Origin of the sequence: Streptomyces solicamelliae, from assembly GCF_045348655.1 — a bacterium.
Classification (GTDB): Bacteria; Actinomycetota; Actinomycetes; order Streptomycetales; family Streptomycetaceae; genus Streptomyces; species Streptomyces solicamelliae.
Window position 1 is genome coordinate 7,200,842 of sequence record NZ_CP160404.1, and the last position, 22,145, is coordinate 7,222,986.

General features: G+C 73.0%; 21 protein-coding genes. 12 read left to right on the forward strand and 9 right to left on the reverse strand.

The window, feature by feature from the left end:
• The 3 genes from tpg (at position 1) to ABZO31_RS33250 (ending at position 2,647) form a co-directional block, all read left to right on the forward strand.
• Entirely contained in the window at positions 1–555 is a 555-nt protein-coding gene (gene tpg, locus ABZO31_RS33240; RefSeq protein ID WP_406865051.1) for a telomere-protecting terminal protein Tpg, read from the forward strand.
• Positions 556–578: 23 nt separating this feature from the next.
• Complete coding sequence (locus ABZO31_RS33245; RefSeq protein ID WP_406865052.1) at positions 579–1,547, forward strand: hypothetical protein; 969 nt, start codon at positions 579–581, stop codon at positions 1,545–1,547.
• Between the two features lie 95 nt (positions 1,548–1,642).
• A complete protein-coding gene (locus tag ABZO31_RS33250; protein WP_406865053.1) occupies positions 1,643–2,647 on the forward strand; it encodes a Gfo/Idh/MocA family protein in 1,005 nt (334 codons plus the stop codon).
• Positions 2,648–2,693: 46 nt separating this feature from the next.
• Here ABZO31_RS33250 and katG read toward each other — a convergent pair whose 3' ends face one another.
• From katG to ABZO31_RS33265, 3 genes are all read right to left on the reverse strand, one after another.
• Positions 2,694–4,886: a catalase/peroxidase HPI gene (gene katG / locus ABZO31_RS33255; RefSeq protein ID WP_406865054.1), complete on the reverse strand. Its 2,193-nt coding sequence runs from the start codon at positions 4,884–4,886 to the stop codon at positions 2,694–2,696.
• A 184-nt stretch (positions 4,887–5,070) separates the two neighbouring features.
• Positions 5,071–6,654: a DUF4139 domain-containing protein gene (locus ABZO31_RS33260; protein WP_406865055.1), complete on the reverse strand. Its 1,584-nt coding sequence runs from the start codon at positions 6,652–6,654 to the stop codon at positions 5,071–5,073.
• Between the two features lie 8 nt (positions 6,655–6,662).
• Positions 6,663–8,717 carry a DUF4139 domain-containing protein gene (locus ABZO31_RS33265; protein ID WP_406865056.1) on the reverse strand — a complete coding sequence of 685 codons (2,055 nt, stop codon included), beginning with the start codon at positions 8,715–8,717 and terminating at the stop codon, positions 6,663–6,665.
• Positions 8,718–8,826: 109 nt separating this feature from the next.
• On the opposite strand from ABZO31_RS33265, the gene ABZO31_RS33270 reads away from it, so the two are divergent.
• Complete coding sequence (locus ABZO31_RS33270; protein ID WP_406865057.1) at positions 8,827–9,192, forward strand: MmcQ/YjbR family DNA-binding protein; 366 nt, start codon at positions 8,827–8,829, stop codon at positions 9,190–9,192.
• Between the two features lie 53 nt (positions 9,193–9,245).
• Here ABZO31_RS33270 and ABZO31_RS33275 read toward each other — a convergent pair whose 3' ends face one another.
• From ABZO31_RS33275 to rox, 3 genes are all read right to left on the reverse strand, one after another.
• Positions 9,246–10,493, reverse strand: a complete 1,248-nt coding sequence (locus ABZO31_RS33275; protein WP_406865058.1) for an MFS transporter — start codon at positions 10,491–10,493, stop codon at positions 9,246–9,248.
• Positions 10,490–11,827: a GH1 family beta-glucosidase gene (locus ABZO31_RS33280; protein WP_406865059.1), complete on the reverse strand. Its 1,338-nt coding sequence runs from the start codon at positions 11,825–11,827 to the stop codon at positions 10,490–10,492. Before ABZO31_RS33280 ends, ABZO31_RS33275 begins: the two co-directional genes overlap by 4 nt.
• A gap of 83 nt (positions 11,828–11,910) precedes the next feature.
• Positions 11,911–13,341 (reverse strand): rifampin monooxygenase, encoded by a 1,431-nt coding sequence (rox, locus tag ABZO31_RS33285; RefSeq protein WP_406865562.1) that lies wholly within the window; start codon positions 13,339–13,341, stop codon positions 11,911–11,913.
• A 103-nt stretch (positions 13,342–13,444) separates the two neighbouring features.
• On the opposite strand from rox, the gene ABZO31_RS33290 reads away from it, so the two are divergent.
• The 3 genes from ABZO31_RS33290 to ABZO31_RS33300 all read left to right on the forward strand — a co-directional run bounded on the left by ABZO31_RS33290 (position 13,445) and on the right by ABZO31_RS33300 (position 15,943).
• On the forward strand, positions 13,445–14,074 hold the full coding sequence (locus tag ABZO31_RS33290; RefSeq protein ID WP_406865060.1) for a TetR/AcrR family transcriptional regulator: 630 nt from the start codon (positions 13,445–13,447) through the stop codon (positions 14,072–14,074).
• 99 nt (positions 14,075–14,173) lie between these two features.
• Positions 14,174–14,605 (forward strand): PaaI family thioesterase, encoded by a 432-nt coding sequence (locus tag ABZO31_RS33295; RefSeq protein ID WP_406865061.1) that lies wholly within the window; start codon positions 14,174–14,176, stop codon positions 14,603–14,605.
• A 72-nt stretch (positions 14,606–14,677) separates the two neighbouring features.
• On the forward strand, positions 14,678–15,943 hold the full coding sequence (locus ABZO31_RS33300; RefSeq protein ID WP_406865062.1) for a serine/threonine-protein kinase: 1,266 nt from the start codon (positions 14,678–14,680) through the stop codon (positions 15,941–15,943).
• A 17-nt stretch (positions 15,944–15,960) separates the two neighbouring features.
• Here the strand turns inward: ABZO31_RS33300 and ABZO31_RS33305 are convergent, their stop codons facing one another.
• Entirely contained in the window at positions 15,961–16,560 is a 600-nt protein-coding gene (locus ABZO31_RS33305; RefSeq protein WP_406865063.1) for a dihydrofolate reductase family protein, read from the reverse strand.
• A gap of 95 nt (positions 16,561–16,655) precedes the next feature.
• On the opposite strand from ABZO31_RS33305, the gene ABZO31_RS33310 reads away from it, so the two are divergent.
• Entirely contained in the window at positions 16,656–17,207 is a 552-nt protein-coding gene (locus ABZO31_RS33310; RefSeq protein WP_406865065.1) for a GNAT family N-acetyltransferase, read from the forward strand.
• Positions 17,204–17,554 (forward strand): hypothetical protein, encoded by a 351-nt coding sequence (locus tag ABZO31_RS33315; RefSeq protein ID WP_406865067.1) that lies wholly within the window; start codon positions 17,204–17,206, stop codon positions 17,552–17,554. Before ABZO31_RS33310 ends, ABZO31_RS33315 begins: the two co-directional genes overlap by 4 nt.
• 168 nt (positions 17,555–17,722) lie before the next feature.
• Here ABZO31_RS33315 and ABZO31_RS33320 read toward each other — a convergent pair whose 3' ends face one another.
• Positions 17,723–18,460 carry a transporter substrate-binding domain-containing protein gene (locus ABZO31_RS33320; protein WP_406865069.1) on the reverse strand — a complete coding sequence of 246 codons (738 nt, stop codon included), beginning with the start codon at positions 18,458–18,460 and terminating at the stop codon, positions 17,723–17,725.
• A gap of 80 nt (positions 18,461–18,540) precedes the next feature.
• Between ABZO31_RS33320 and ABZO31_RS33325 the strand changes: the two genes are divergently transcribed.
• Positions 18,541–18,879, forward strand: a complete 339-nt coding sequence (locus tag ABZO31_RS33325) for a hypothetical protein (RefSeq protein ID WP_406865071.1) — start codon at positions 18,541–18,543, stop codon at positions 18,877–18,879.
• A gap of 9 nt (positions 18,880–18,888) precedes the next feature.
• Here ABZO31_RS33325 and ABZO31_RS33330 read toward each other — a convergent pair whose 3' ends face one another.
• Positions 18,889–19,635: a hypothetical protein gene (locus ABZO31_RS33330; protein ID WP_406865563.1), complete on the reverse strand. Its 747-nt coding sequence runs from the start codon at positions 19,633–19,635 to the stop codon at positions 18,889–18,891.
• Between the two features lie 137 nt (positions 19,636–19,772).
• Here ABZO31_RS33330 and ABZO31_RS33335 point away from each other — a divergent pair, with 137 nt between their 5' ends.
• On the forward strand, positions 19,773–20,450 hold the full coding sequence (locus ABZO31_RS33335) for a macro domain-containing protein (RefSeq protein ID WP_406865072.1): 678 nt from the start codon (positions 19,773–19,775) through the stop codon (positions 20,448–20,450).
• Between the two features lie 55 nt (positions 20,451–20,505).
• Positions 20,506–22,137, forward strand: a complete 1,632-nt coding sequence (locus ABZO31_RS33340; RefSeq protein ID WP_406865073.1) for an ADP-ribosyltransferase domain-containing protein — start codon at positions 20,506–20,508, stop codon at positions 22,135–22,137.
• Positions 22,138–22,145: the final 8 nt, after the last annotated feature.

Below are 22,145 nucleotides of genomic sequence, written 5' to 3' on the forward strand. Positions count from 1 at the left end.
ATGGTGTCGTTCGGCGAAGGCCTCGACAAGGCCCTGGAGCGGACGTTCACGCGCCCGATCCCGAAGAGCGCGGGCGCGCAGATGCGGTACCTGGTCAAGCAGTACAAGGGCACGCGGGCCGTGGCCGCACTGCTGGGCATCAGCCAGCGGACCGTCGAGCGGTATGTGAAGGACGAGATCCGCAGGCCCCGCCCGCAGCTGGCCGCCGCGATGGAGCGCGAGGTGCGCAAGCGGTGGCAGCCGCAGGTGCGGGCGAAGGCGAGGAAGACGGCCACGACCACCGACGGCATCATGGTCGACACCCGCGCCCGCTTCGGCTACACCGCCGCCCCCGGCACCACGGACGACGCCCGCCTCCGCCACCTCACCGTCGCCCTCCCGCCCCACTACGCCGCCCGCCTCTTCGAGGCGCAGGAACAGGGCGCCAGCGAACGGGAGTTGCGGGAGATCACGGCCGAGGCGCTCGGCGAGGTCTACTTCCGCGACAACGGCCGCCGCGCCCACGGCCTGACGGTGGAGTACACCGACCTGGAACACGTCGAGTTCGACCTGTAGGGGCTCGCTGCTAGCCTCGCCGGATGGTTCCTGTGCGACAGCCGAAGATGATCACCCGCCACCGCGACGGGCGGATCTCCGCCTACGTGATGGACTCTGGCGCTTTCGGCGCGCTGGAGCCCGCCGCGGTGTTCCGGCCGCAGCCGGGGGACGAGGTCGTGGCGTCGGCGGTCCGGGCCGATCTGGAGCGGGTCGTGTACGCGACGCTGAACCGCGTCGTCTGCCTCACCCGCGTCGGTGACGTGGTGTGGGCGTCGGACTTCGAGCCGCACTCCGACGTCCGCCTCGGCCACCGGCCCGGCTGCGCGTTCTCCCTGGACGGCCGGAAGGTGTGGGTCTACCGGCCGGACGCGATGGCGGGACGCGAGCGTGGGGACCAGTGGGTCGCGTACGACGCCGACAGCGGGGCGGTCGTCGGCCGCCGGGAGCTGGAGACGGTCGGGCACGGCGCCGAGCACCATGTGCACCCGGCGGACGGCAGCGTCTACCTCGACATCGGTGAGGGCCAGGACGGCTCCGTCATCGTCAGGGCCACGGCCGGCGCCGACGGCGAGCCGGAGTTCGTGACGTACCCGTGGTCGGACCGCATCCTGATCGACCTGGCGCCGGACGGGCGGCAGTTCATGACCGTCGACCACGGGCAGGCGGACGTCGCCTTCCACGAGCACCCCAGTGGGGACGTGGTCCTCACCCTGGATGTCGAAGCCTTCGGATACGACCCGGAGGAGACCTTCGTGGAGTGGGGCGGTGGCTACCTCTCACCGGAGCTGGCCGCCGTCACGCTGGGCGGTGAGACCGAGGACGGCGACGAGTGGTTCCGCTGCCACCTCGTCGACGTGCGCACGGGCGCGCCCGCCGACGAGGCCGGCGCCGAGGTGACCGACCCCTACGGGCTCGTCCCCCTGGGCGACGGCACCTGGCTCACGGCCGACCCCGACGGTCATCCCGTGCGTCGTCCGGGGGCTCCGTGGGCGCCGGGCAGCGTGGACTGACTCCTTCCGAGGGACGCACGGTCCGCCCTGAGAGGGGTTGCCTGGACCCCCACTGTTCGTTGAATATGAGACGAACTGTGAACAGGGGAGTGGGCATGAGCAAGACCGTGCGTTGGGGGATCCTCGCGACGGGAGGGATCGCGGCCTCGTTCACCACCGACGTGCTGCAACTGCCGGACGCCGAGGTGGTGGCCGTCGCCTCGCGCAGTGACGCCTCGGCGAAGGAGTTCGCCGAGCGGTTCGGCATCCCGCGTGCCTACGGGGACTGGGCCGCGCTCGCCGCCGACCCGGACGTCGACGTCGTCTACGTGGCCACCCCGCACTCCGCCCACCGCGCCGCCGCCGGGCTGTGCCTGGAGGCCGGGAAGCCGGTCCTGTGCGAGAAGGCGTTCACGCTCAACGTGCGGGAGGCCGAGGAGCTGGTGGGACTCGCCCGTGCGCGGGGGCTGTTCCTGATGGAGGCCATGTGGATGTACTGCAGCCCCGTCATCCGCCGCCTCACCGAGCTCGTCGCGGACGGAGCCGTCGGCGAGATCCGGTCCGTGCACGCGGACTTCGGGATCGCGGGTCCCTTCGACGCCACCCACCGGCTGCGCGACCCGGCCCTCGGCGGCGGCGCGCTGCTCGACCTCGGCGTCTATCCCGTGTCCTTCGCCCAGCTCCTGCTCGGCGAGCCCGACCGCGTCCAGGCGGACGCGCTGCTGTCGCCGGAGGGCGTCGACCTCAACACCGGCGTGCTGCTCGGCTGGGACTCCGGCGCGATCGCCCAGCTGTCCTGCTCGATCACCGCCGACACGCCCCTGACGGCGTCGGTGTCCGGCACCGCCGGCCGGATCGAGTTCCCGCGCGGCTTCTTCTACCCGGAGGGCTTCGTCCTGCACCGCCCCGGCCGTGAGCCCGAGGAGTTCACGGTCGCCGGCCGCCGCGACAGCATGCAGCACGAGGCCGCGGAGGTGATGCGCTGCCTCAGGGCCGGCGAGACCGAGTCGCCCCTGGTTCCGCTGGACGGCACCCTCGCCGTCATGGGCACCCTCGACGCCGTACGCGAGCGGATCGGCGTCCGCTACCCCGTCGACGAGCCGCTCTCGCCCCGTAGCTGAGCACGAGGCGCTCCGGGGCCGCGGCCCCGGAGCGCCTCACCCTGCCTCAGCTCAGGTCGAACCGGTCCAGGTTCATGACCTTGTCCCACGCGGCGACGAAGTCCCGGACGAACTTCTCGCCCCCGTCCGACGACGCGTACACCTCCGCCAGCGCACGCAGTTGTGAGTGCGAGCCGAAGACGAGGTCCACCGCAGTGGCCGTCCACTTGACGTCACCCGTGGCGCGGTCCCGGCCCTCGTACACGTTCTCGTCGTCGACCGAGGTCTTCCACTCCGTGCCCATGTCGAGCAGGTTGACGAAGAAGTCGTTCGTCAGCGCCCCGGGCCGCTCCGTGAACACGCCGTGCCGGGTGCCCCTGAAACCGGTGTCCAGCGCGCGCATGCCGCCGACCAGCGCCGTCATCTCCGGCGCCGACAGCGTCAGCAGATTGGCCCGGTCGAGGAGCAGGGTCTCCGGCGACAGCTTCTCGTTCGCCCGCAGATAGTTGCGGAAGCCGTCCGCCCGCGGCTCCAGGACCGAGAACGACTCGACGTCCGTCTGCTCCTGCGACGCGTCGGTGCGCCCCGGCGCGAACGGCACCGTGACGTCGACCCCGGCGTTCTTCGCCGCGCGCTCCACCGCCGCGCAGCCGCCGAGCACGATCATGTCGGCGAGCGAGATCTGCGCACCACCGTCGTGCGCCCGGTTGAACTCGTCCCGGATCCGGTCCAGCGCCGCCACCGTGTCGGCCACCTCGGGCAGGTCGTTGACCTCCCAGTCCTTCTGCGGCGCCAGCCGCAGCCGCGCCCCGTTCGCCCCGCCGCGCTTGTCCGTGCCGCGGAAGCTCGCCGCCGCCGCCCACGCGGTGGTGGCCAGCTGGGGCAGCGACAGCCCGGAGCCGAGCACGGTCTCCTTGAGCGCGGCCACGTCCGCGTCCGAGACCAGCGGGTCGGAGACCGCCGGCACGGGGTCCTGCCACAGCTGCGGCTCCGGAACCCACGGGCCGAGGTAGCGCGACAGCGGGCCCATGTCACGGTGCAGCAGCTTGTACCAGGCCTTGGCGAACGCCGTCGCCAGCTCCTCCGGGTGCTCGTGGAAGCGCTTCGAGATCGGCCCGTACACGGGGTCCAGCTTCAGCGACAGGTCCGTCGTCAGCATCATCGGGGCGTGCCGCTTCGACGGGTCGTGCGCGTCGGGGACGGTGCCCTGCGCCGCCGGGTCCTTGGGGGTCCACTGCTTGGCCCCGGCCGGGCTCGTCGTCAGCTCCCAGTCGTAGCCGAACAGGTTGTCGAGATAGCCGTTGTCCCACTTCGTCGGCTCGTTCGTCCACGCGCCCTCGAGGCCGCTGGTCAGCGCGTCGGCGCCGGCGCCGGTGCCGTGGGGGTTGCGCCAGCCGATGCCCTGCTGCTCGATCGGCGCGGCCTCCGGCTCCGGGCCGATGATCGACGGGTCGACCGCGCCGTGGCACTTGCCGAAGGTGTGGCCGCCGATGATCAGCGCCACGGTCTCCTCGTCGTTCATCGCCATCCGGCCGAACGTCTCGCGGATGTCCCGCGCCGCGGAGATCGGGTCCGCGTTGCCGTTGGGCCCCTCCGGGTTGACGTAGATCAGCCCCATCTGCACGGCGCCGAAGGGACCCTGCAGCTCACGGTCCCCGGCGTAGCGCTCGTCGCCCAGCCAGGTGTCCTCGGGCCCCCAGAAGATCTCCTCGGGCTCCCAGATGTCCTCGCGGCCGAATCCGAAGCCGAAGGTCCGGAATCCCATCGACTCCATCGCGACGTTGCCGGCGAGGACCAGCAGGTCGGCCCAGGAGATCTTCCGACCGTACTTCTGCTTCACCGGCCACAGCAGCCGGCGCGCCTTGTCCAGACTCGCGTTGTCCGGCCAGCTGTTCAGCGGGGCGAAGCGCTGCGCGCCGCTGCCCGCGCCGCCCCGGCCGTCGGCGATGCGGTAGGTGCCCGCCGCGTGCCAGCTCATCCGGATGAACAGCGGCCCGTAGTGGCCGTAGTCGGCCGGCCACCACTCCTGGGAGGCCGTCATCAGCTCCGTGACGTCCCGCTTCAGCGCGTCGACGTCGAGGGTCGCGAACTCCGCCGCGTAGTCGAAGTCCTCGTCCATCGGATCCGCGTGGGGCGAGTACTGATGGAGGACCTGGAGGTCCAGTTGGTTCGGCCACCAGTCCCGATTCGTCATGGGGCGCGTCCCCGTCTGGCGGCTGGGGGAGTCGATCGCCGGGTTCTCGCTGTCGCTGCCGGACACGTCCGACCTTCTTCCTGTCGCGGTGCTCTCGGTGCTTCTTGCGGCGGCTGCCGTGCCGGACAAAGTCTTTCTTGTCCGTTTCGTATCGTCGCGCAGGGCAGCGCGGACCGCAGAGAGAACACGCGGGGTGAAGACGACGGAGTCCGGCGGCGACCCGAGCCCGTGGGCCGGGTCGCCGCCGGGGTCAGAGACCGGCGACCTTGGCGCTCGCCGACAGTTCGTACACGAGCGTGAGCGTGCGACGGCCGCCGGGCGTCAGCGGCACGTCCCAGCGGACGATCCCCTCCGCGTCGACCGCGTCGGGCGTCGGCGAGCAGCCCTCCTTGCGCAGCCGCACCTCCACCGCCGACACCTCGGAGACCGGGATCCGCTCGCGGACCACGACCGTCCGCTCGCCCTGCTCGCCGGGGGCCGAGAACCGGGACAGGTGCAGCGTCACCGTCCGCGTGACCACCGTGCGCTGCATGATCCCGCCGGTGTCCCGGGACTCCTCCGTCTCCCGCACCACCCGGTGGTCGTCACAGCTGCCGAAGGCCAGCTCGACCGGTGCGCCCGGGGCCGTGAAGTCCAGCGTGCCGCGCCCCGCGAACCCGCTGTCCCGGACCAGGTCCACCGGACCGGCGAGCAGCGCGTGCCCGGACCGGTTGTCGAACCGTACCACCCGTGTGACCAGCGGCGACAGCTCCGGCGAGCAGGCGTACTCGCTGCCCGCGGCGGTCGTGAACGCCGACACCGGCACCCGGTGGGCGCGCCCGTCCGAGGGCACGGAGACCGGTGCGGGAGCGACGAGGACGCGCGTCTCGCCGCCGTCGTCCACGCCCGGCAGACCCTCCACCGGGGCGGGACCCAGGTCCCCGATCTCCTCCTCGCGCAGCTCGACGTCGACCGTACGGCGCTCCGCCGCTGTGCGGTCCTTCAGCGTCAGCCGGTCCTCGCCGAGCCGCGGCGGATCGGAGGCCAGCGCCGACCGGGCCGTCGACAGCGTCAGCCGTACGTCCGACCAGTCCTCGCCGGTGCGCTGCCAGACCACCGCATCGGTCTCCAGCGACAGCGAGTCGCCGTCGAGCACCGCCCGGTACGCGGGCCGCCACAGGGCGCAGGGGGTGAGGTGGCCGACGCGCAGCCCGGCGGGTCCGGCCTTGGCCGCCTCCACGGTCAGTTCGAGGTGGGCGACCAGCTCGGCGGGCCGTTCCCCGGCCGCGTCCAGTGCCCGTTGCGCGTCCGCGAGTTCGGCGTGCAGCGCGACCCGGCGGGCCTCGGCGGCGCGCAGCTGCTCGCCGTACGCGTCCCGCTCGCCGTCCACCCGGTCCAGCTCGCGGGTCCAGTGCTCCCGGTCGGTCTCCCCGGCGCCGGCGCCCTCCCCGATCTCCCGCAGCAGGTCGGCGGCGAGCCGGCCGAGCAGCTCGAGCCGGCCGCGCAGCCGGTCGCACCGCAGGCCGAGCGTCTCGCGCTCCTCCTCGAGGGCGTGCGCCCGGCGGAGCAGCGCCGAGTCGTCGTCGGACGGCCGAGGGCCGTGCGGTGTCCAGGTCCGCACGAGGCGCGCGTCGAGCACCGTCGCGGGGTGCTCGGCGGTCAGTTCGGCGTGCAGGGTGCGGTCGACGGCGAGGGCACTGACCGGACCGAGCCGGAGCCGCTGCACCCCGGCCGCCAGGTCGAGCACGGCGCTGCGCTCGACGTGGGCGCGGTCCTCCAGGCAGGTGACGGCGGTGACGGGCAGGGCGAGCGGCGGCGCGGCCGTCGCGGCGGCGGGCGTGGTGATGACGGACATGATGTGTCTCAGCTCCTGCGGTTGCCGCCGACGAGGGCCTTGCCGGCCGGGATACGGATCTCGTAGCCGCCGTCGAGGGCGGTCGTGCCGCCGGCGGGCAGCTCGACCCGCCACAGGCGGGTGCCGGGGGCGTGGTGCTCGGCGCCTGCCTCCGGAGGCGTCGCCCAGTCGGCGCGCTCCTCGATCCTCACGTCCGGTTCCGAGCTGACCGGCACCCGCTCGTGCACCTCCACCGTCACCGGCCGGGCGAGCCCGTTGGCCAGCTCCACATGGACCTTGTGGTCGAGCACGGTGACGTTGCTCCGCAGCCCCGCCGTCGACTCGTTCACCTGCGTGCGCCGGGTCACGCGGATGCCCTCCGCGGGCCCGAGGCCCACCCGGCGGACACGACCGGGCGCCAGCGTCGGCAGGGCGGCCGTCAGTAGGAAGTCACCGTCCACGGAGACCTCCACCGGGCCCGCGAGCAGCGCCTGGTCGGTGGCGTTGGAGAGCACGAGCGTCGCGTAGACGGTCGGCTCCACGGACGGCACGCAGAGGTACTCGGTGCGCAGCCCGATCGGGATCTCGCCGACGGTGACGGTGTGCCAGACACCGTCCGACGGGATGTCGACCCGGGCGGCGGCGTCGAAACGGTGGTCGAACGACCCGGCCGAGCGGCGCGGCCGTACGGCGTGCCCGGGCAGCGCGAGACCGGCCACCGACTCGGCTCGCCGCCGGTACTCCTCCGCCACGGCGTCGAACGGCGCGGCGGGGGACAGCAGGCCGCGTCGGCCCGGCCGGTCGTCGGCGCCGCCCAGGACCAGGGCCGCGTAGTCGAGTTCGGCACCGGACGGCCGCGGCGGACCGAGCACGGGCTCCGGCGGCGGGGGCGGCACGGCCATGGGCGGAGCGGCGGCCGGGCCGCCGGGCGCCTGCGGGGCCGCGGGCGGAGCGGGCCTCGCCTTCGCCGACCTGCTGCCGCCAGCTCCGGGGCGCGAGCGCATCGCGGGCGGAGCGGCCGCCGCCGGTGCGGGCGGGGGCGGCCCGCCGTACGCGGCACCGGGCACGGGGAGCGGCGGGGGTGGTCCGCCGAAAGCGGGCGGAGGCGTGGGCATCGGGGGAGGGGGCGGCGGAACGAGGCCGCCCACCAGCGTCTCGCCGGCCGAGACGGCGACCGGGCCGGGCCGTACGGGCCGGGGGCCCGCCGCCTCGTACCCGGCGAACAGATCGGCGAGCCCGGCGGGCGGCTCCCGCCACCCGGACGGCTCGGGCGCCGGCTGGCGGCGCCCGATGCGTACGGAGCGCAGGCGCGGCAGATCGGTGCGGCGGCCCAGATCGGCGGTGGCCAGGGCCAGTTGCACGCCCGTCCAGTCCTCGCCGGTGCGCTGGGCGACCGAGGCACGCAGCACCAGCCGCCCCGCGCCGTCGCCCTGACGGTATGTGAGCCGGTAGGCCGGGACCCAGACGGCACCGGGCACTCCGTACTCCACCTCGAGCCCGACCTCTGTGCCGGCCGGCCCGTCGAGGGCCACGACCGCGCTCACCGCGCTCTCCACGTGAGCCGACGGCGCGTCGGTGGACGCCCGGGCGAGCCGGTCCTCGGCGATGTCCAGGGCGTGCTGCAGGTCGCGCAGCTCCGTCTCCAGTTCGGCGAGCCGGGCGTGCAGGCCGGTCAGCCGCTCGTCGACGAAGTCGGCCAGTTCCAGCCACGCCTCGACCGGGGTGACCCGGGGCGGGTCCTCGCGCTTGCGGCCCGGGGGCACCGGCTGCAGGGCGGCGACCTCCTTGATCAGGGCCAGTTGCCGGTCCCGGCGGGCGTGCGCCGCCGCGTGCTCCTCACGCAGCCGCTCCGCCTCGCGCCGCAGCGCGCCGGAGTCCTCACCGTCGAGCGGCTCCGCCTCCACCTCGACCCGCGCCTCGGTGACACGTACTTCGGCGCCCTCCAGGACACGGGCCCGCAGCGAACCGGCGTCCAGCGTGCGGGGCAGCCCCGTCACCCTGACCCGGCCGTCCTGCGGCACGGTGCCCCGCGCCACCCGGCGGCAGACCGCGCCCTGCGCGTACACCACCACCGAGTCGAGCATCGATTCCCACCGGTACCCCGCCCCAGCCGCCATGTGCTCCCGCCCCCCACATCGTCCGTGCTGGGGGAAGCCTACGCCCGCTGTCAGCGGCACGGCGTACGGTCGGATCATGAGCACTTCCGACGAGGTCCGCACGCTCGCCCTCTCCCTGCCGGGGACGACGGAGAAGGAGGCATGGTCCATGCCCACCTTCCGGGTCGCCGGGAAGATGTTCCTGACCCTGCCCGAGGACGAGACGTCGATGGCCGTGCGCTGCCCGAAGCTGGAGCGCGACGAACTGGTCCTCGCCGAGCCCGAGAAGTTCTGGGTCGCCGACCACGAGGCCGCGTTCGCGTGGGTACGGGTGCGCCTGGCCGCACTCGACGACGCGGACGAACTCCGCGCCATCGTCGTCGACTCCTGGAGACAGGCGGCCCCGCCCCGGCTCCTGGGTGCCCACCCCGAACTGGCCGCCCCCGCCGACGGGCCGGTGTGACGCGGGCGACCTCAACCTCTAGTCGAGGTTCAGGCTGACCCTCGCCCTCAGCTTCAGGCCACCCCGCGGATCCGCCGGACCAGCAGCGCGCCCGCCAGGCCCACCCCCGCCGCCGTCAGGAACAGCACGGGGTAGCCGCCCAGCTCGTTCACGAGCGGCGCGGCCAGGGCGGGCGCCGCGACCTGCGGCAGGGAGTTGGCGACGTTGATGACGCCGAGGTCCTTGCCCCGGTCCTTCGCCTCCGGCAGCACGTCCGTCATCAGCGCGAAGTCGACGGACGTGAAGACGCCGAACCCGATGCCGAGCACCGCCGCCGCCACGATCGCCCCCGGCCATGTCTGCCAGACCGCCAGCAGCCCGGTGGCGACGGCCATCAGCACGCCCGACCACAGCACGAACGGCTTGCGCCTGCCCACCCGGTCCGACCAGATGCCGCCGACCACGACCGTCGCGAGCAGCGTCGCCCCGTTGACCGCGGTCAGGACCAGCACGCCGAAACCGGGATCCTCGTACCGCAGCCCGTCCCGCAGGTAGTAGAAGAGGTACAGCAGGACCAACGCGTTCCCCAGGTTGATCAGGAACCGCGTCAGCCACGCCCACCCGAAGTCCGGGTACCGGCGCGGGCTCAGCCAGAACCCCGCGAGGAACCCCCGCCACGACCACGCCGGCCGGTCCGCCGCGGCGAGCCGTAGGTCCGGATACCGCAGGACGTACGGCGCGACGCCCACCAGCGTGAACACCGCGCACGCCGCGTACCCGCCGCCGACCCCGCCCACCGCCGTCGCGAGCCCGGTCCCGACGACCACGCCCAGGAGCTGCGCCGCCCCCAGCCAGCCGCCCACGGCCCCGCGCTGCGCGCGCGGCACACGGTCCGGCACGGCGGCCGTCACGGCCGCGAACGCCGCGTTGAGCGTCAGCTGGACCAGCCCCCAGCCCACGAACAGCATGGCCGGCCCGTCCGCCCCCGCGAGCAGCAGCAGCGACAGCGCCCCGCCGGCCGAACCGGCGACGATCCACGGCGTACGCCGGCCGTGCCGCCACACCGTACGGTCCGACACCGCGCCGAACAGCGGGTTGGCCACCAGCGACACCACCGCCCCCACCCCGGTCACCCAGGCGAGCAGGGACTCCTTCGACATCCCGGCGGCCGGCGCGAACAGCTCCGCCTGCCTGGCCAGCAGGATCTGCAGCGGCCCGTACCAGCCGACCCAGATCGCCCCGTTGGCCAGCGACAGCGCGGTCGTCCACCCGCCGCCGACCCGCTCCGCCGGCTCCGCGAACGCCGCGGCGGCCACGGTCATGGGCGGTACGCCCGCAGCGCGTCGCGCAGCCAGTGGTACGACGCCTTCGGGGTGCGCGCCAGCGTGTCGTAGTCGACGTGCACGAGCCCGAAACGCTTCGTGTACCCCTCCGCCCACTCGAAGTTGTCCATCAGCGACCACACGAAGTAGCCGCGTACGTCCACACCCGCCTCCATCGCCCGGTGCAGCGCCCGCAGATGGCCGTCCAGGTACGCGATCCGCCCCTGGTCGTCGACGCCCTCGTACGCGCAGCCGTTCTCCGTGATCACCACCGGGGGCAGCCGGTCCCCGTACCGCTCGCGGAAGCCCACGAGCAGCTCGGTCAGCGCCTCCGGCACGACCGGCCAGCCGAAGTCGGTGACGGGATAGCCCTCGATCTCCTTGACGGAGAACGGCAGGCCGGGCGGCAGCGAGATCCCGGAGAATTCGGTGGCGCTCTCGTCCGCACCGCCGGGGGCGCCGACCTTGGTGGGCTGGTAGTAGTTGATCCCGTACCAGTCGAGCGTGTCCCCCGAGATGATCTCGAGATCGGCCGCCACGTCCCCCGGCATGAACTCCGCGAGCCCCTCGGGGTATTCACCCAGGATCAGCGGGTCGGAGAAGAGCCGGTTGAGGATCACGTCGTAGAACTCCGCGGCCTCCGCGTCGGCCGGCTCCGCCGACGCCGGCCAGGTCGGGCCGTGCGAGTTGGCGATGCCGATGTCCCGCACGCCGGCCGCCCGCAGCGCCCGCGCCGCCAGTCCGTGCGCGAGGAGCTGGTGATGGGCGACGGGCAGGGCGTCGAACAGCAGCTTCTTCCCCGGCGCGTGGGTGCCCAGCGCATGGCCGAGGAGCGTGTGCTCCGCGGGCTCGTTGAGCGTGATCCACTTCGTCACCCGGTCGCCCAGGCGGTCGGCGACGACGGCCGTGTGGTCGGCGAAGCGGGACGCGGTGTCCCGCTCCAGCCAGTCGAGATCCGCCGGCAGGTCCCAGTGGAACAGCGTCGGCACCGGCCGGATCCCCTGCGCGCACAGCTCGTCGACGAGCCGGTCGTAGAAGTCCAGCCCGCCCGGCGACTGGACGCGCGGCCAGGACACGGAGAAGCGGTACGCCCCCACACCCAGCTCGCGCATCAGCGCCACGTCCTCCCGGTACCGGGCGACGTGGTCGCACGCCACCACGGCCGTCGACCCGTCCCGGACGTTCCCCGGCTCCGCGGTGAACAGGTCCCACACGGACGGGCCGCGCACGTCGACGGCGCCCTCGATCTGATGGGCGGACGTCGAGACGCCCCACAGGAAGTCACGAGGAAAATCGGGAAGACGGTCCGTGGTGTCAGCCATGCCCGCGATCATCGATACCGGCCAGTAGGAAGTCAATGGCGGTGCACGAAGAGGCAGTTGACCACTGCCGGCTGCTGGTGGGCTGAGCAACCGGCTCAGTGCGCGGCGGCCTTCCCGAACCACCTCGGCAGCGCGCCGGCCAGCCCCTCCTGCTCCTCGCCCACCCAGACCACATGCCCGTCCGGCCGCAGCAGCACCGCGGGAGCGTCCAGCTCCTCGCTGACGTCGGCGACGTGGTCCACCCGGTCCTCCCAGCCCGCGACCGACAGCCGGCCCGTCTGGTCGAGCAGCAGTCCGCGGCCGCCGTGCATCAGCCCGTACAGCCGGCCGCCCTTCAGCCGCACGTCTCGCAGCCGCCGCCCGAGCAGCTCGTGCCCCTCGCCGACGTCGTAGCGCACCGAGATCGCGGTGACCTTCTCGATCAGGTACCTGTTGACCTCCTCGAACTCCGTCAGCTCCGCCAGCAGCCGCCGCACCGCCTGCGGGCCGGGCTCCAGGGACATCAGCTCCATCTGCGCCCGGGTGTTGTCGAGGACGGCCGCGGCCACCGGATGCCGCTCGCTCTCGTACGTGTCCAGGAGCCCTTCCGGTGCCCAGCCGCTCACGGTCGCCGCCAGCTTCCAGCCGAGGTTGAACGCGTCCTGGATGCCCAGGTTGAGCCCCTGCCCGCCGGTCGGCGGGTGGATGTGCGCGGCGTCGCCGGCCAGCAGCACCCGGCCGACCCGGTAGCGCTCGGCCTGGCGCGTGGCGTCGCCGAACCGCGACAGCCACTCGGGTGCGTGCACGCCGAAGTCGGTACCGGCGACCGCTCGCAGCCGCTCCTTGAACTCCTCGAAGCCGGGCGGGGCGCTGCGGTCCTCCGTCAGCCCCTCGGCCGGTACCACGAAGCGGTACACCCCGTCCCCCATCGGCACGGCGCCGAACCGGATCACGGTCTTGCGGACCTCGGCCATCCGCGCCATCAGTTCCTCCGGCGGCACACCCACGCGCACCGCGGCGAGCAGCGTCTCCACCCGCGCCGGCTCGCCGGGGAAGCCGACGCCGAGCAGCTTGCGCACCGTGCTCCGGCCCCCGTCGCAGCCGACGAGATAGCGCGAGCGCAGCCGCGTGCCGTCGGCCAGCTCCGCGGTGACCCCGTCCTCGTCCTGGCTCAGCCCGACCAGCTCGCTGCCGCGCCGGAACTCCACGCCGACCCCGGTGGCGTGCTCGGTCAGCAGCCGCTCGGTCACGTTCTGATGGATGCCGAGGACGTAGGAGTGGGCCGTGTCCAGCCCGTCGGGCCAGGAGCGACCCAGGCCCGCGAAGAACCCGCCGACCCGGAACTGCTGCCCCTCCGCGAGGAACCGGTCGAGCAGCCCGCGCTGGTCCATGATCTCCACGCTGCGCGCGTGCAGCCCCAGCGCGCGGACCTCCGCGGCCGGCCGCGCCGCCTTGTCCAGGACGACCGCGTCCACGCCCTGCAGCCGCAGCTCGGCGGAGAGCATCAGACCGGTCGGCCCGGAACCGACCACGATCACGTCCCGCATGACCTCACTCATCGAACCCCCATCGATCTCGCTCACTGTGACTCCTTGCCTATTCTGGTGTGGGCCGGTTTCGACGGCTCTACACGGAGGGGCCCGCACGGCGATGGCATATCGGCAGACGGAACGGACGAGGCGGCACGCCCAGGAGAAGCAGATCGCCTTCCTGGAGGCCGCGCACGACGTCGTGGCCCGGGAGGGCTTCGCCGGGGCCAAGGTCAGCGCGATCGCCCGTGCCTGCGGGGCCAGCACCGGCTCGCTGTACTCGTACTTCGGCAGCCGGGACGAGCTCCTCGCCGCGGTGTTCCGCCGCGCCGCCGACCGCGAGCTGACCGTCGTGCGCGCGGCGGTCGACGCGGCGCCCGCGACGGGTACCGCCCGCCTGGGCGCGCTGATCGACACCTTCACCGGGCGCGCCCTGCAGGGCCGCCGCATGGCCTGGTCGCTGCTCTTCGAGCCGGTGTCCCCGCAGGTCGAGGGGGAGCGGCTGGTGTACCGCCGGGCGTACGCGGAGCTGGGGGAGCGCGTCATCCGGGACGGCATCGAACAGGGTCGTTTCACCCGGCAGAACCCGGGGATCGCCTCGTCGGCCGTCATCGGCGCGATCTCCGAGGCGCTGGTCGGCCGGCTCGCCCCGACGGCCGACGGCTCGGAGGAAGCCGACGCCCAACTGGTGTCGGAGATCCGTGCGTTCTGCTTCCGCGCGCTGGGCGCGGAGAGCGACGACTCCCTCTGACGGACTGTCACCCGACTGCGGTCGAACATCATTGCACCGTACCGGTCTCGCTCGTACCATGAAATGAACAGCGGTTCAGTTCTTAGTTCGGGAGCGCGCATGACGAACGAACTCATGGCCCTCGCCCAGGGCCTCTTCGACGCCCAGCCGTTCAGCAGGTTCCTCGGCGCGGAGCTCACCGAGGTGGGCCCGGACTCGGCCGAGATCCGAGTCCGCATCCGCCCCGAACTCCTGCAGCAGCACGGCTTCGTGCACGGCGGCGTGCTCAGCTACCTGGCGGACAACGCCCTGACGTTCGCGGGCGGCCTCGCCCTCGGCGGCGACGCGCTGACGGCCGAGTACAAGGTCAACTACGCGAAGCCGGCCACCGGCGAGACGGTGATCGCCCGCGCCAAGGCGCTCGTCACCACCCGTCGCCAGTCGGTCTGCCAGTGCACCCTCCACACCGTGTCGGCCGAGGGCGAGGAACGCCTGGTCGCCGTCGCCCAGGGCACGATCGTGGCCGCGGGCGACCGCGCCGGGCGGAGCTGACGGACGCCGTGAATCCGCCCGGTGAACCTGCGTCATACTGATGCGCCGGAACACAGGGGAGGCGGACAGTTCATGGGGCACGGGCCGGTCGGGGCGGACGGTACGGGGGCGACGGGCCTGCCCGCGCGCATCGGCGGGTACGCCGTCGAGCGGGAACTCGGCGCCGGCGGCATGGGCACCGTCTACCTCGCGCGCTCGCGCGGCGGACGCGCGGTGGCCGTGAAGGTGGCCCGGCCGGAACTCGCGGGCGACGCGCACTTCCGTGAACGGTTCCGGGCCGAGGTCGCCGCCGCACGCAGCGTGGGCGGCTTCCACACCGCCCCGGTCGTCGACGCCGACCCCGAGGCGGCGGCGCCCTGGCTGGCCACCGCGTACATCCCCGGGCCCACGCTGGCCCGTCTACTGGAGGCCGAGGGACCGCGGGACGAGGCGGCGCTGCGGCAGCTGGGCGCGGCGCTCGCCGAGGCGCTGGCGGCGATCCACCGCTGCGGCCTGGTCCACCGCGACCTCAAGCCCGGCAACATCATCATGGCCTCGGACGGTCCGCGGGTCCTGGACTTCGGCATCGCGCGGGCACTGGAGTCGACCCGTCTGACGGCCACCGGCACGGCCTTCGGCACGCCGGGGTTCCTCGCGCCGGAACAGGCGCTCGGCCAGGAGGTCGACGGCGCCGCCGACGTCTTCGCGCTCGGCGCCGTCCTCGTCGCGGCGGCCGGCGGCAGCGCCTTCGGCGGCGGTACGCCGATCGGCCTGATGTACCGGTCGGTCCACGAGGCGCCGGACCTGAGCGCCGTTCCGGACGGCCTCCGGCCGGTCCTGGCGTCGTGCCTGGCCAAGGATCCGGCCGAGCGGCCCACACCGGCCCGGCTGCTGGACCTGTTCGTACCGGACACGGCGCCGCCGCAGACGCCTACGGTGCCGGTCGCCCCCGTGGTCCCCGCCGTGTCCGTCGCACCTGTCACCCCCGTGGTACCCGCGTTCGTGGCGCCCCCGCCGCCCGCGTACGCGCCCTCCGGCGCCGCCGTCCCGCTGCACCAGGCGCCGACCGCGATCGCCGGCGTCCCCGACGGCGACCTGGTCTTCACGGCGGTCACCGCGCGGCGCTCCGTCGTGATCGACGCCGCGGGCGTCGCGCTGGGATCGGACACCGGCGACCTGGAGTTCCCGTGGCCGACGATCGCGGCCGTGGAGTACGCGGCCCTGGGCCCCAAGGTGCTCACGGTCACCGTCCGTCTCCACGACGGAGCCGTCCACCAGTGGTACCTGGAGGCGCGCCGGCGTTCCCTCCTTCGCGAGTGGCTGGAGGACCTGCCGCTGGTGCTGGAGTACTACGCATAGGCGTGCCGGACGCGGGGCTATCTCCGGACCCGGTAGCGCAGATGCGTGACGCCGGTGCCCTGGACGACGGCGACGGGCCCCTCGAACTGCACGGGCGTGCCGGCGAGCTCCCCGAACAGCGTCTTCCCGCCTCCCAGGACGACCGGCACCAGCTCGACGCCCACCTCGTCAAGGAGCCCGGCCTCCAGGCACTGCCGCGCCATCTGCCCGCCGTTGACCACCACGTTCCGGTCGCCGGCCAGCTCCTTCGCCTGGGCGACGGCGGCCTCGATGCCGTCCGTGACGAAGACGAAGTTCTCGTCGTCCTCCGGCCGGTCCTCCGGGCGCCGGTGGGTGAGGACGACGGTCGTCACGTCCAGCGGATGCCGCCCGCCCCAGGCGTTCGTCAGTTCGTAGAGGTGCCGGCCGACGACCAGCGCGCCGATGTCCGCCCACTCGTGCCTGACAAGTTCGGCGCTCGCGGCGGAGATGCGGAACGGCGGCACGTCGGGGCTCGCCGACGGGATCTCGACGTCCCCGTTCCCGTACCACTGGAACAGCAGGTCGAAGCCCGTCTCCTCGGGCCCGGCGATGAATCCGTCGAGGGACATCGTCGCGCCGGTGATGACCTTGCCCATCCTGCTCTCCTCGTTGCTCCGGGGGTTCGGACTGTTCAGTCTGCCCACAGGAAACCGCTGGCGGCGGGACCGCCGCGAGGGGGACACTCCCGACCATGCGTGATCATTGCGAAGTGTCGGGGGGCCTGTCGCTGCGTCGCTGGTCGTCCGAGGACGTCCGGGCGGTGCTGACGGCGTTCGAGGACCCGATGATGAGCCGACAGGCGGCCGAGCCGATCGACTCGCCCGGCGCCGCGGAACGGTGGCTGACGGACCGTACCGACCAATGGACCTCGGGCACGGCCTACGCCTTCGCCGTCGTGGACGCGGCGGACACCGTCCTGGGCCAGGTGGCGGTCGGTGCGGTGAACCACCGTCACGGGACCGGCTGGGTGTCGTACTGGACGACGCCGGCCGTCCGCGGCCGAGGCGTCGCGTCGCGCGCCTGCCGGACGCTGGCCCGCTGGTGCTTCGACGACCTCGGGCTGTACCGGCTGGAACTGGGCCACCGCCTCGACAACCCCGCGTCCTGCACCGTCGCCCGGGCGGCGGGCTTCACCGCGGAAGGCGTCGAACGCCAGAAGCTGGAGTACGACGGCACGCGCTACGACGTCGAGCGCCATGCGCGACTGGCCACGGACGCCGAGCCGCGGGCGACGGACTCGTGACCGACCCGAAGCCGCCCACCCGAGCGGACGTGGCCGCGCGATGGCACGCCCTGGTGCGGGGCGAGACGACCCGCGAGGCCGTGCACGCCTGGACGGTCCACTGGGTCGAGGGCGAAGGGGCGTTCGCCGACTTCGCACCCCTGGTGGAGACGGGCCTGCAGTATCTGCACGGCTTCGACCTGTGCCGGGATCCGGCCCGCCCCTCCGTCCTCTGGCACGGCGAGGCGGGCGAGGGCGAGTGGTACCACGCGGACGACGCCGTCGCGGCCGGACTCGCCCACTGGCAGCGGATGTGCGAACGCCACGACGCGGACCCCGAGGGCTGGGCCCGCGCGATCGAGTCCTAGGGGGTGTCTGACAATTCCCCGCGGCGTCGCGGCGTCGCGGCGTCCGGCACGCACGGTCGCCGCGTTGCCGAAAAGCCCTAGTAGCTCCGCTACGAGGGCTCTCCGGCGCCTTGCGATCGCACGCACCGGACGCCGCTCCTTGTTCCACGGGGAATGGTCAGACACCCCCTAGACCGCCGCCGGCGGCGCCAGCAGCGTCTCGTCCTGCCCCGCGCGCCGCAGGGACTCGGCGACGAATCCGCTCGCCTTCAGCTCCTCCACCGTCGACCGAAGGAACGCCACCGTCTCGGGGGACCTCGTGACGGGCGTCCCGACGGCCTGCCGGATCTGCATGAACCGCTCGTCGACGAGCCGGACCTCGGGGTGCGCGGCGGCGTACGCCGTCATCGGCTGCCGAATCCCCGCGCCCGCCTCCAGCCCCTGGTCGGCGAACGTGTCGACACCTTCCTCGCCCCGTACGAGCGTCGCATGGCGCAGGGTCCGGGTGAGGAAGAGGTCGTACGCGGAGCCCGCCTTGACGCCGATCCGGACACCGGGCGCGTCCACGTCGTCCGGCGTTTGCAGTTCGGACTCGCGAGGCACCGCGTACACGCCCTCGATCACGACGTACGGCTCCGTGAACGCCACCTCCGCCTCCCGCGCCGGGTCGACGGCCAGGAAGCAGAGGTCGGCCCGCCCGGCCGCCATCGCCTCGTACGACTTGCGCGCCGCGTCGAAGCACAGCAACTCCACCGGCACCCCGAGCCGCGCCCCGAACTCGCGCGCCAGATCGACGGTGATCCCGGAGGGCGCGTCCGGACCGCCCTGGGCGAGAACCGGGTTGCCGAGGTTGATGGAGGCCCGCAGAACACCGGTCGGCGCCAGACCGGAGACGAGATCCGGGCTGGGAGAGTGGTCATCGCTCATGCCCCGGAGTCTAGGCGCGCCTTCACGGACCGGGAGCGAGCACCCACCGCCCTTCCCGCGTGCCCGCATACGCTCCCACCATGAGCGTTTCCCTCTACTACAGCGCGGCACGCGCCCTACCGCTGACCGAGGCGGAGACCGCCGAGGTCGGACGCATCGTCGCGGGGCACCTGGAAGCCTTCCCCTTCGAGGACGAGGAGTCCCTCTACCTCTACGACCGGACGACCGAACCGGACGACATCCTCGACGGCTCCACGAAGCTCCCCTACGAATGGGAGCGCGTCATGCCCGTCCTCGACCATGTGCTCGCGTCGGTGACGGCGCTGCGCCGGGCGATTCCCGGAGCGGAGTGGCGTGTGCACATCGAGGACGACGACGTTCCGTGGGACGAGGCCGAGGGCTACGTCCTGTCCGAGTAGCCGGGATCGTCAGGAGCCCGCGCGCACCGCGTCGTCCCAGGCGCCGGGGCTGCGGTGGTGGTTCCTGTGCCCCGCGGCGAGGACGTGACGCAGGGGCGCGAGGTGGCGGGTGTCCGGCGGGAGGTCCAGGCGGTCGAGGAGGGACAGGGCGGCGGGCGGGTCCAGGTCGCCGTAGAGGTCGTGGTAGCTCGCGCGGAGGCCGAGGAACACGGCCGGGTGGAGGGCGGGGAGGCGTGCGGCGGTGCGGTAGGCGGGCTCTTTCACCGTCCAGGGCACCGGGCCCGAGCACTCCAGGACCCGGCGGGCCCTGCGGAGCAGGGCGTCCGAGGGTTCGGTCACGACGCGGTCGATGTCGTTGCCGAGTACCTCGGCGAAGGCGGTCGCGGACGTGGCGCGGTCCTCGAACCAGTCCACCCACAGCGAGTAGCAGACGGCCTCGACGTCCCGGTCCGCCTCCAGCCGCCGGCGGTAGCCGTCCCACAGGACGCCGGCCGGCAGGGGTCCCTCGGGGGAGTCGTCCGCGAACCGGATCTCGCACGTGACCCAGTACTCGTCGAGAAGGTCGAGCAGCCCGAAGGCCAGCCGTACCTGGTCGGCCGCGTCCACGTCCTCGGCGAACACGTCGGCGGCCCAGCCATGCGCCACCTGGTCGGCCGTGAGGAGGACGTCGGGCGCCTCGTCCCTCACCCATCCGCCGCGCACCTCGCGGACACCTTGATCAGCCAGCCAACGCCGCGCCGCTTCCCTGTCGTGCATCTCCACGAGGGCAGTGTGGCGCACAGGTCCATGTCGGCGTGACGGCAGGTCACCGCTGCTGCCTCACCAGGGCGTTGTCAGTGGTGGCCGATAGCGTCGGGGGTGTTGGAAGGGCCGATTCCCGACAGGAGTGGACGATGACCGAGAGCCGTGCGCAGACCGCGCTGAGGGTTGTGCTGACCGACGTCAACGAGGGCGTCGTGGAGGCGTGGCGGGCGGCGTTCGCCGACACGCCGGGCATCGAGATCCGGCGGGGCTCGATCCTCGACGAGGACGTCGACGCCTGGGTCACCCCGACCAACTCCCGGGGCCGGATGGACGGCGGCGTCGACGCCGTCATCAAGCGGTACCTCGGCGCGGGCATCCAGGTCCGCGTGCAGCGGGCGATCCGCGACCGGTTCGCCGGGAGCCTTCCCGTGGGCAGCGCCGTCTGCGTCTCCTCCGGGGCGACGATCCCGAGGTACCTGATATCGACTCCGACCATGGTGCAGTCCTCGCAGAACGTGAGTGCCACGCTCAACGTGGCCCTGGCGTGCGCCGCCGCGTTCCAGGCCATCCACCGGCAGAACCGCAAGGCGCCCGGCAGCATCCGCTCGGTGGCCCTGGTCGGAATGGGCGCGCAGACCGGCCGGGTGCCGGCCCGGGTCTGCGCCAACCTGATGTGGACGGGCTACACGCTCTTCCACGACCACTGGTTCGAGGACGACGACGAGCTGCGTTCCACGATCACCGCCCAGCTGGCCGGCATCGAGCACGAGCCGGTCGAGAAGAGGGTGCGCATCATGCCGCCGAAAGGGCATTCCTTTCGTCCCTGACGCCGCCCCCGTCCCTGACGCCACGCCCTCCACCACGAACCCTGGAAGCGCCCCGATGAGCGAAGCCCCCACCCAGTCCGCCCCGCAGCCCGACCCGAACGACCCGCTGGCCCTCACCGAGCTGTTCAAGGGCGGCGGGGAACCCTGGCTGCCGCTGCTCAAGCCCGTCATCGAGGCCCAGTCCGGCGCCGACCAGTTCATCGGCCAGAGCCGTAGCCCGGAGGTCGTCCCGGTCCGCGAGCTGACCTTCCAGGCGCTCAAGCCCCATCCGCCGCACAAGTGGAAGGTCGTCGTCTTCGGCCAGAACCCCTACCCGCGGCCGGAGAGCGCCACCGGCATCGCCATGTTCGACAACACCTTCAACGACTGGAAGGACAGCCAGTTCGGCAGGGTCGTCAGCATCCGCTGCATCATCAAGGCGGCGGCGATGTGGAAGTACGGCATCATCAAGAAGACGCCCATCGCCGACGTCCGCGCCCTGCTGAAGGAGCGGGACACGGTCCAGCCGCCGGAGTGGTTCCAGGCGATGCTGACCCAGGGCGTCCTGCTCCTCAACGCCTCGCTCACCGCCAGCGGCGACGGCGCGATGGGCACCGACCGGCACACCCAGTTCTGGCGGCCCGTCGCCGAGCGGATCGTCGAGGAGATCCTCAAGGCCAAGCAGGACGCCGACGAGGAGGACCGCGGCGTCGTCTTCGCCTGGTGGGGCGCCCACGCCCGCAGCCTGAAGAAGATCGTCCAGCGGCTCGAGAAGAAGTACCCGGGCGTCGACGTCCGCCACATCGACCACGCCAACCCCGCCGCCCAGGGCGACATATTCTGCGAGGGCGACCACTTCGCCACGGTCAACGCGGCCCTCGCGTCACTGGGCGCCGACGAGATCGACTGGCTGCCGAGCAAGGGCTGGAACGACGGGCCGGCAGGCGGCACTTCGGGGGGCGCGGACGACGACGTCGCGGCACGCATGGGCGCCTTCATCGCCTCGACGATGGAACTGCACCAGCTGTATCTGGAGCGGCTGACCAGCGTCAAGGACGAGGGCCGGATCCTGCCCGCGATCACGGGCGTGTTCGACACCCCGCTGATGGGCTTCGAGGACGCCGTCGCCCCGGTCGCCCAGGTCCTCTCCGGGCTCGGCCGGCACATCGACCGGTCCCGCGAGTTCGGCAAGCGGCGGGCGGACGAGACGGCCGGCGGCCTGTCCGCCGACGCGATCGCGGCGCTGTACCTCTACACCTGCGAGTCCGGTTTCTACCGCGACATCAACGCCGTGCTGCGCTCCCCGGACCGTAGCAAGGTCGTGCCCTATCTCCCGTACCTGCGCCTGCTGTTCTCGGCGGTATCGGACCTCCCCGTCCGCACCGCGCCGCTGTGGCGCGGTGTGTCGCTGGACCTGCGCCGGCAGTACCCGGTGGGGGAGACCGTCACCTGGTGGGGCGTGTCCTCGTGCACGTCCGAGCTGAACGTCGCCCGGGCTTTCCTGGGCAGTCGAGGCAAGCGGACCCTCTTCGAGGTCACGCCCGCACGGGCGGTCGGGATCCGCAGCTTCTCCGCGTTCACCGGGGAGGAGGAGTACATCCTCGCGCCGGGCACCCAGCTCAAGGTGACCGACGTGACGACCGAACGCGGCGGCCTGTGCACGGTCAAGCTGTCCGAGGTGGAGACGGCCGAGCCCGTCCTCACCTGACCTCCCTA